Raw genomic sequence first — 8,942 nt, 5'->3', positions numbered from 1 at the left:
AGCCGGCTACCGGCAGCGGGTACGCGGTCGGCCCAGGACGGTGACCAGGCGTTCGAGCAGGGCGGGATCGTTGGGCAGCGCGCCGTGCTCCACGCCGGGATTGTCCGTCAGGCTGAAGTGATGGCAGCGCATGGCCCGCCAGGCCAGGATGGCGTTGTTGGTGATGTCCTCCTGGTTACCATCGCCGTCGCGCCGCAGGAAGCCACCGGGGTCGGCGATCTGGCCGGTGGACAGGTTCGCCAGCCGGGCCCCGACGACCGTGGGCAGGCCGGAACCCTTCTCCCCGTAGACGTCCACGTCGGGGAACGACCTCGGATCGGCGAACCGGACGAAGCCGATGTAGTACGCGGCGATCTTCCCGGCCGTCGGCAGCCCCGCGTCGGCGAACAGGCGCCGTAGTCGCGAGGCGTGTAGGAGCGGTCCGTCGAGGACTCGCGAATGACGACCTCACGGTCGCCGAAGACCGCCGGGTCGGCCGCGCTCATGTAGGTCGAGGGGGCGCTCTGGTACATCCGCGCGCTGCTCCGCGCGTTCTGCCTGGTCGTGGGGTAGCCGAAGTCCTGGATGTTCTGCCCGGTGAACATCACGGAGTACATCAGACCCTGCCCCGGCATGTTGCCCGCGATCGGGGTGAAGCCGTGGATGTAGCGGTCTCGCCACGCCTGGCTGGTGTGGGTGAGCAAGTATTGGGCATACAGCGGCCCGTTGGAGTGGCCGACCAGGTGCACCGGCCGCTCGCCGTTGTCGCGGTAGGTGTCCTCGATGAGCCGGCGGGTGCGCTCGAAGAAGCCGCCCATGTCGGGGGTGAGCCGGGCGTCGTACCCGGCGACCCGGATGTCCCGGTCGCGGACATACCCGGCGGTCTCCAGCCTGCGGTAGAGAGCCTCGTAGTACGGTGCGCTGTCCGTGCCGTATTCCATGATCTCGACGGTGACGCCCGGTTGCTCGGCGAAACGCCCCGGCATCGGCAGCGACGGATCGTCGCGGTAGCGCAGAGTGAGCAACCGGTCTCGGCAGACCTGGCTGAACCTGCTCGGCCGGTCGTTGTGGAACCAGTCCTGGAAGGTGCCAGACCGCGGGCAGCCCGGCGCCGTGGTCTGGTCGCGTACGGTCGCCTGGAGCTTGGTGAAATGGAACGCGGGGAACAGCACGACCGGGGGTTTCTCCCGCGCCGGAGACCCGGACGGGCCGGGCTGGCCCGCGGTCAGCCCCAGCGGGACCAGCGCAACCAGCACACCGTGCATCCAGCGACCGTCAAACAAGGCCATCCCTCTCAGCCACTCAATGTTCCAAGCGGTCGTTACCCACGATCACGTTCTGTGATACCTGCTGGTCGGAGGGGCGGCCAGGACCGCTCGATCGGCCCAGTTGGGCTTCGGCCGGACGACCTGACGCCGCAGCACAGCCAGCTCATGCCGGAGCACCATGATTTCCATGTCTTTGGACGCTTGACCACGTCCCAGGAGCATCAGCAAGCCGAACACCTGGACCATGAGCAGATAGAGGAGACGGAGAGGCACGGGAACTGATCCTGGACCGAGCCGCCACCTCAGGTCGATCCGCAGGTCAAGCACCCCGCGACGGATTCTGAAGCGGTACAGGCCAGCGCCTTCGGCAGCGTGCCGCGGGCGATCTCGGCGGGAACGCCCGTGTTGGCGCCGGGCCCGCTGCCGGGGACCACGATGAGGTCGGCCAGCTCGGGTGCCCCGTCGTTCTCGACCTCGACCGTCGTCCCGTTGGACAGGTGCACCGTGCCCGGCCCGTCGACGCGTATCTGCACCAGCGGGCGCGACCATCGGCTCCTCACCGGAATGGGGAGACGTACGGAGGGCATTCGCCGAGCTGACGGCTACGCCGCCGGAGGCGTGATCTCCACCGCCGACGACCTCAGCGCCTTTCACCGGGAGCGCTGGACACGTACGAATTGCTGACGAAGGAGGAACTAAAGGAGCTCAACGCCAGCCGGCCGCCCACGGATCCCCGCTACCCACCCTCGAGGTGTGCGAGAGCCAGGGTGAGTACAAGGCCGTCAAGAGCAGCTCGCCCGGCTTCACCACCCCCACCTTCGGCTCGCGGGACGGGGCGGGTCCAGCTCGTCATGTCCCTCACCCTGGCCAGCGCCCACCGCGATCCCGCCATCGACCCGCTCGCCTCCAGGACGGGGGACGCCATCCTCTGCCCCGAGTAGTGACTGGCGACACTCGATCCGCTGTCCATGCCGAGCGAATGCTCAGGTGCCCATCCGGAAACCGGCTCCTGACCAGATGCGCCCTGAAGCCGACCCGAGTGCCCTGCGGAGCGTGACCATATGCCCCTGCTCAGGAGGTCACGCTGCTCAGAGCAGATCTGCCGCAGGCGGATCGTGTCGACGCCGATGCGAATCGCCTCACATGATGGACGCATGAGCGAAGAATCGAAACTTCCCCTGTTCAACCAGCGGATGAGACGCGAACTTTACGAGCAGCGTGTTCTCGTTCTCGACGGCCCTCTCGACGACGACAACGGGACACTGCTGGCCACGCAACTGATAGCACTCGCCACCCAGGACGCGTCGACCGATATCGCATTGTGGATTCACTCCCCGGGCGGCTCGGTCCCCTCGATGCTGGCGATTCGCGACATCATTCGCCTCATTCCCTGTGACGTATCGACCCTCGTGCTGGGCATCGCTTACAGCGCCGGGCAATTCCTGCTGTCGTCGGGGACCCGAGGCAAGCGCCGCGCCCTGCCGCACGCACGCGTCCTGATGCACCAGGGCTCGGCGGGAATCGGTGGCACCGCGGTCGACATCGAACTGCAGGCCGGCGACCTCCGGCATACTCGTGACACGGTGCTCGGTCTTATCGCCGAGGACACGGGCCAGCCCGTCGAGCGCATATTCGAGGATTCTCTGCACGATCGTTGGTACACAGCGCAAGAGGCGCTCGACTACGGTTTCATAGATGCGATCGTGCAGACCTTCGACGAAGTCGCGCCTCACAATCGCCCGCGGCCCGGATTCGGCGTCACCGAAGGAGTCGGCAAGTGACCACATATACGATACCGAACGTCATCGCGCAGAATCCTCGAGGCGAGCGGATCATGGATGTCTACTCGCATCTGCTCACCGAGCGAATCGTTTATCTGGGCACCGCGATCGACGCGGGCGTCGCCAACGCGCTCATCGCGCAGCTGATTTTTCTGGAGTCGGACAACCCCGATGCCGAAATACAGTTCTATATCAACTGCGAAGGTGGTGATCCGAGTGCGATGCTCGCGATATACGACACCATGCGCCATATCCGCCCGCGGGTTTCGACAACCTGCGTCGGACAAGCCGTCGCGGTCGGTGCCGTCCTTCTCGCCGCGGGTGCCGAGGGAAAACGTGCCGCTCTCCCCCACGCACGCGTGATCCTGCACCAACCAGCCGCTCAGGGGCGCGGAACGATCCCCGACCTCATCTTGCAGGCCGACGAGGTTGTACGAGTCCGGGCAGACATCGAGCGCATCCTGTCACGGCACACCGGCCAGACGATCGAGACCCTACGCGCCGACACCGATCACGATCGCGTGTTCACCGCGACCGCGGCCTTGGAGTACGGGCTCCTCGATCAGATCATCGAGGAGCACTCATAGGCCCGCGAACAACCCCGGCAAGCCGCTAAGCGGCCAGAGCATACGCCGCCGAGCAGACAGCACCCCTCGACCCGCTGGGCTGAGCAGACCGCAAACTCTCTGCGACAGCAAGAGTCAGATCGACCAGGGTCACATCCAGCGCGCCGGCGACCGCGGCGATCATTTCACTCGACGGCTCTTTGACGCCTCTTTCCATCTCGGAGAGATATTGCGGCGAGACTCCGGCGCGACCCGCCGTCTCACTCAACTTCTCGCCCCGCTGTTGACGAAGGCCCCTCAGACACTCACCGAGCACCTGCCGCCACAGCGGCTCGCGAGCCGGAGAGGGCTTGAGGGCGGTCCGATCGATCGCTGGACGTAGCGGCGAGATGGAAGATGGCTGCGGGATGGAGGAGGCCATACTCCACACCATAGGTAGACAGCGCTGTCGAGTTCCGCTGGCTTCGCGCAGAGCGGAACCAGTCCCTGCCTCCTCCGTTCGGCCTCAGGCGCACCTGCGCGCTCACCACGGGGTCACCGCGGCGGCGAGCGCTCGGGTGACGTTGGTGACCAGCCACACGAGCAGGGCGCGCACCGTACTCGGCGCAGCGAGATCAGGCGGGTCGGGTTGCCGGCGATGTGGGCTTGGGCCGGTCGTCTGGGTGGTTCGCAGCGGTGAGGTCCGGGTGGCCGTCGCACAGGGCGTGGCCTGCCTGGGCCAGCCGAGCACGCCGCCGCTGGTGTAAGGCGGCAAGCCCCTCCCACACCCGGCAGACCCTCGTCACAGTCCTGCATCCGGCGACGTGACGGCGCGTTCACGACGGGGCCGGTTCGTCGAGCCCCACGTATTTCGGCCACTCGCCCTGAGGTCGTCCCTGATCGAGTGCAAGTCCTAGCCGACGCCTCCACCACGTAGCCGCGGACCTCGTCACCCAACACGTCGGCGTCCCATTTGGCGCCGGCCAGCAGGTGCTCGAACCGGTTGGCCTTGGGATAGCCGATGTGACCCGACATCTGCCAGGAGTTCTTGCGCGGCACCTCGCCGAGGAAGGCCCGGACCAGTTCACCAAAGACAGCGCGTGGCTCCGGGCGTTTGCACAGCATGTCCGCGATCCGCTCGGCCAGGGCCCTGAGCTCGCACGGACGTGCCCAGGTCCTGCGCGCCCACCGGCAGCAGCAACGGCAGGAACGCCTGGCATGGGCGAGGCATGGACGAACGCCGCGTTCGTCGTCACCCAGCCCAACGGCAGCCGCCTGCACCCCCAGCACGTCTCCGACCAGTTTCTCTGGCTCGCCTATCTGGCGGGTCTGCCACCGATCCGGCTCCACGACCTGCTCACCCGCCAGTGAACAATTTCGCCTGATTCTCAGCCTGCCGGTGCCCGAAGGACCGGCAGGCTGTCAATGGTGGGATTTCATCCAGGAAGTGCGCAACCAGCTGAGGTAAAGTAGTCGTCATCACCGGCGGTGACACCACGTACCTGTTGATGGCAGAGTTTCTAATCCTCCTCGGTGAACACCACGTCGCGGCGTAGCGAGGGCGAAATGCACCGTTTGCACCGTCGGGCATCGGCCACCTTGGATCGGACCGAGCCAGATCCGCACGACATCCAAGAGAAAGGCCTGCTGGAAGCGTTGCCGGGCGGGGCACGCCCGGCTTGATCGCAGACCCGTCCAAGCAGTGGTCAAGCCGCCTTCGGCCGAGTTCACGCGCGGTCGGCGGGACGGTCGTCCATCTTGCATAGCTCGAATAATCGATCCACGCGCCGACCCGTAGCCCTCAGCGGGATGCTGATCTCGGGCGTTGGCGAGGTATCTTCTCCGGGCCCGCCCGACCTGTCCGAAACCGGAACCGGCGCAGCCTTCACCTCCGAAAGTGCGCCTCAGGCCAGGTGACCGCGCCTCGCATCCAAGGAAGACGCTTCGTGACCGACATCGTCCTGCTGCGCAAGAACGTGCGTTTTCAACTGCTGTGGGTCGGCAGCGCGGTCTCCCAATTGGGGTCGGAGCTCACCAGGCTCGCCATGTCGCTGCTGGTGCTGGCGCTCACCGGCTCGCCTGGGTTGGCGGGCATAGTCGCCGGAGCCCGCACCGCCGCTTTCCTTGCGGCCCAGATGCCGGCCAGCGTCTGGGTGGACCGGTGGGATCGCCGCCGCACGCAGCAGGCGGGAGGGCACGCGCGTCTACTACCGGCTGGCCGACGAGCGGGTCTCGCGTTTTCTCGGGGAGTTCCAGGCGTTCGCGGACGGGCGGCTGGCCGACCTGCGCGAAGCCGTACGCGAGCGGCTGGGCAGCCTGGAAGGGGTGACGGCCGAGGAACTGGCCACCCGGCTGGAGGATCCCGGCACGGTGGTCGTGGACGCGCGCTCGGCGGCCGACTACGCCGCCGGTCACGTGCCGGGGGCGGTCTCGGTGCCGATGAGGGAGCTGCGCGGCCGGCTGGACGAGCTGCCGAAGGACGTGGAGATCGTGGCCCATTGCGGCGGCCTGTACTGCGTGGTCTCCCCCGAGGCGGTGCGCCTGCTGCGCGAGCACGGCTACGACGCCCGCCCGCTCGACGGCGGCTTCCTGCCCTGGCGGCGCGGGGACAAACCCTTGGCGCACAACGCGGAAGACGCAAACTTTCCCGGCTGACCGCACATCCAACGCCCCGTGGAGATATTGACCGAGGGGGACCCTCAGTACCTGGGAACGTACTGGCTGGCCGGGCGGCTCGGCGCGGGCGGCCAGGGGGTGGTCTACGAGGGGTACGCGGAGGACGGCGCCCGCGTCGCGATCAAGGTGCTGCACAGCGACCAGGCCGCCGGCCAGCTCGCCAAGGAGGCCGCGGCGGCCCAGCGGGTGGCGTCGTTCTGCACGGCGCGGGTCATCGAGGCCCGGCTGGAGGGGGCCAGGCCGTACATCGTCAGTGAGTACGTCGCGGGCCCGAGCCTGCGCGCCGCCGTCACCGAGGGCCGCCGTTTCTCTGGCGGTGACCTGCACCGGCTGGCGACAGCGGTGGCCACCGCGCTGACCGCGATCCACGACGCCGGGGTGATCCACCGCGACCTCAAGCCCGACAACGTGCTGCTCGGCCCGGACGGCCCGCGCGTGATCGACTTCGGCATCGCCAGGACGGCCGAGATGTCGCTGACCGCGACCGGCCTGGTCCGGGGCACGCCGACGTACATGGCGCCGGAGGTGTTCACCGGCGACCGGCAGGGGACGCCCGCCGACGTGTTCGCGTGGGGCGCCATCATGTTGTACGCGGCAACCGGCAAGGACCCGTTCGAGGCCGAGACCCTGGGCGCCGTCATGCACCGGGTGCTGTCGTCCATCCCGGACCTGGAGGCGCTGCCTGGCTCGCTGCGCCCGCTGGTCGCGGCGGCGCTCAGCAAGGAGCCGCTGCGCCGGCCGAGCGCCCGCGAGCTGCTGCTCGCCCTGGTCAGCGGGGGGCCGGACCTGGGCCAGTTGCTCGCAGAGGGCGGCAGGGAGGCGGCCGGAGTGACCGGCGCCGCCGATCCTGGCCTCGGGGCGCTGGCCGAGGACGCGTACGGGATGCTCGCCCCGGAGGAGCGGGACCTGGTGCCGGAGGTGTTCCTGAGGCTGGTCACGGTGGGTGAGAACGGCGGGCTGTCGGCGTGCCGGGCGGAGCTGGCCGAGCTGGTCGAGGGCAGGTCACTGCCCGAGGTCTCGTCGGTGACCAGGATTCTGGAGGTGTTCGGGTACCTGCTGGGCAGGGACGGCGAGTCGGTCTGGCTGACCCGTCCTGCGCTGCCGCGCGCCTGGCCGCGCTACCGCCGCTGGGTGGAGGCCAACCGGGACGGCCTGTCCGTGCACCGGGAGATCCTGACCGCGGCACGGCGCTGGGACCGGTCGGGCCGCAGGGACGGCGACCTGTTCCAGGGCTCGGCCTTGGAGAACGCCCTCCAGTGGGCGGCCACCGCCCGCAGGAACATCACCCTCTCCCCCGCAGAACGCGACTTCCTGGAGTCCGCCGCCGCGCTGACCAGGCGCAGGTCCAGGCGCAGCCGCCTGGTCACGCTCAGCCTGGCGGGGCTGCTGGCGATCGCGCTGGTCGCGGGCGGCCTGGCGGTGCAGCAGGGCAGGCTGGCCGACGAGCGGGCGGCGCGCATCTCCGTTCAGCTCGGCCAGGCGGAGGCGGCGCGGCTGGCGCAGGTCGCGGACACGTTCCGGCGGAGCGATCCCCGCCTGGCCATGCACCTCAGCCTGGCCGCCTGGCGGCTGGACCGCACACCGCGGACCAGGACGGCGCTGACGGCGTCGCTGGCGCAGCGCGAGGTGGCCATGTTCAGGGACCCGGCGACGGCGGGCGACACCCTTCGCGTGCTCAGCGCGGACGGCCGGACGATGGCCAGCGTGAGCGGCGACGCGGTACGGCTGTGGGACGTGACCACGGGCAAGTCCGCGGGCGGGATCGCCAGGCTGGGACTCGGGGACGACAGCCCGGCCGGCGCCGCGCTCTCCCCGACCGGCCACCGGGTGCTGGTGGCCACCGGCACGCAGGCCGGGGTGTGGGACCTGCGAACGGGCCGGCGGATCGCCACGTGGCGGTTCGACAAGGAGATCGGGCAGGGCGTGGACCTGGCGGTCACCGCGCAGTACGGCAGCGTGGACAGGTACGCGGTGGTCAGGATCGACCGCGACGACTACCTCTGGGACGTGGAACGGAACCGCCGCGCCAAAACCGCCGACAGGCTCGGCCCCATGACACCGTCGGGGACGGCCGTCTACTCCTCCGCCTCCGTCTCGCCCACCCGGATCGACCGGCGGCGCGTCCCGGACCTCGCCACGCAGGCCACCCGCCGCGCGGCCGACCGGTGCGACCTGTGCGGATGGCCGCTCGCCCTCACGCCGGACGGCCGCGGGCTGGCGCAGGCGGTGCACGACGGCCTGGTGATCACCTCGGTCACGGACGGCTCGGTCATCGACACGATCGGGCAGCGCGGCATCCTCTGGAACCAGGGCGAGGTGACCTTCAGCGCCGACGGGCGGCTGCTCGCCACGGCTACCCGCGACGACATCCAGGTGTGGATGCGAGAGGGGCATTTCCTCACCAAGGTGACGCTTCCTGAGGGCCTGTCGGGTGAGGCCCTGGGCCTGGGCGCCATCCCCCAGGTCGCCTTCGACGGCCGCGTCCTGCGCTACCTCATGGTGGACCGGGTCATCACCGTGGACCTCTCCGACCTGTCGCTGGTCTCAGGTGGGACGTACTGGGCGGAGGCCGCGCTGACCCCGGGACGTCTGCTGGGGGCCGAGCCCGACGGCCGCGAAGAGATCCACATGATGACGCCCGGCGGGCCGGGCGAGATCCTCCAGCGCCGGGCGGACGACGACGGGACGACCGC

The 8,942-nt window shown here is 69.2% G+C and carries 11 protein-coding genes; 5 read left to right on the top strand and 6 right to left on the bottom strand.

Annotated elements, in window-relative coordinates:
* Window positions 1-6: 6 nt before the first annotated feature.
* From AB0J09_RS46455 to AB0J09_RS46445, 3 genes are all read right to left on the bottom strand, one after another.
* Window positions 7-132 carry a hypothetical protein gene (locus AB0J09_RS46455; protein ID WP_360706313.1) on the bottom strand — a complete coding sequence of 42 codons (126 nt, stop codon included), beginning with the start codon at window positions 130-132 and terminating at the stop codon, window positions 7-9.
* Window positions 108-1,244 carry a hypothetical protein gene (locus tag AB0J09_RS46450; RefSeq protein WP_360706310.1) on the bottom strand — a complete coding sequence of 379 codons (1,137 nt, stop codon included), beginning with the start codon at window positions 1,242-1,244 and terminating at the stop codon, window positions 108-110. Before AB0J09_RS46450 ends, AB0J09_RS46455 begins: the two co-directional genes overlap by 25 nt.
* A gap of 305 nt (window positions 1,245-1,549) precedes the next feature.
* On the bottom strand, window positions 1,550-1,807 hold the full coding sequence (locus AB0J09_RS46445; protein WP_360706307.1) for a hypothetical protein: 258 nt from the start codon (window positions 1,805-1,807) through the stop codon (window positions 1,550-1,552).
* A 594-nt stretch (window positions 1,808-2,401) separates the two neighbouring features.
* Here AB0J09_RS46445 and AB0J09_RS46440 point away from each other — a divergent pair.
* The gene (locus AB0J09_RS46440) at window positions 2,402-3,028 is read left to right on the top strand and encodes an ATP-dependent Clp protease proteolytic subunit (protein WP_350727266.1); all 627 of its coding nucleotides are present in this window, start codon (window positions 2,402-2,404) and stop codon (window positions 3,026-3,028) included.
* The gene (locus AB0J09_RS46435) at window positions 3,025-3,615 is read left to right on the top strand and encodes an ATP-dependent Clp protease proteolytic subunit (RefSeq protein WP_192787173.1); all 591 of its coding nucleotides are present in this window, start codon (window positions 3,025-3,027) and stop codon (window positions 3,613-3,615) included. Before AB0J09_RS46440 ends, AB0J09_RS46435 begins: the two co-directional genes overlap by 4 nt.
* Window positions 3,616-3,640: 25 nt before the next feature.
* Here AB0J09_RS46435 and AB0J09_RS46430 read toward each other — a convergent pair whose 3' ends face one another.
* On the bottom strand, window positions 3,641-4,015 hold the full coding sequence (locus tag AB0J09_RS46430) for a helix-turn-helix transcriptional regulator (protein WP_350727265.1): 375 nt from the start codon (window positions 4,013-4,015) through the stop codon (window positions 3,641-3,643).
* Window positions 4,016-4,117: 102 nt separating this feature from the next.
* Entirely contained in the window at window positions 4,118-4,348 is a 231-nt protein-coding gene (locus tag AB0J09_RS46425; RefSeq protein ID WP_360706302.1) for a hypothetical protein, read from the bottom strand.
* Window positions 4,349-4,791: 443 nt separating this feature from the next.
* Between AB0J09_RS46425 and AB0J09_RS46420 the strand changes: the two genes are divergently transcribed.
* Complete coding sequence (locus AB0J09_RS46420; protein WP_360706299.1) at window positions 4,792-4,944, top strand: hypothetical protein; 153 nt, start codon at window positions 4,792-4,794, stop codon at window positions 4,942-4,944.
* 613 nt (window positions 4,945-5,557) lie between these two features.
* On the opposite strand, the gene AB0J09_RS46415 is transcribed toward AB0J09_RS46420, so the two are convergent.
* A complete protein-coding gene (locus tag AB0J09_RS46415; protein WP_360706296.1) occupies window positions 5,558-5,686 on the bottom strand; it encodes a hypothetical protein in 129 nt (42 codons plus the stop codon).
* A gap of 11 nt (window positions 5,687-5,697) precedes the next feature.
* On the opposite strand from AB0J09_RS46415, the gene AB0J09_RS46410 reads away from it, so the two are divergent.
* Both AB0J09_RS46410 and AB0J09_RS46405 read left to right on the top strand, forming a co-directional pair.
* Window positions 5,698-6,228 (top strand): rhodanese-like domain-containing protein, encoded by a 531-nt coding sequence (locus AB0J09_RS46410; RefSeq protein ID WP_360706293.1) that lies wholly within the window; start codon window positions 5,698-5,700, stop codon window positions 6,226-6,228.
* A gap of 18 nt (window positions 6,229-6,246) precedes the next feature.
* A partial coding sequence (locus AB0J09_RS46405; RefSeq protein WP_360706290.1) for a serine/threonine-protein kinase occupies window positions 6,247-8,942 on the top strand: 2,696 nt, incomplete at its 3' end.

This window comes from Nonomuraea sp. NPDC049784, from assembly GCF_040659615.1.
Classification (GTDB): Bacteria; Actinomycetota; Actinomycetes; order Streptosporangiales; family Streptosporangiaceae; genus Nonomuraea.
This window is presented reverse-complemented; position numbering and strand designations above follow the sequence as displayed.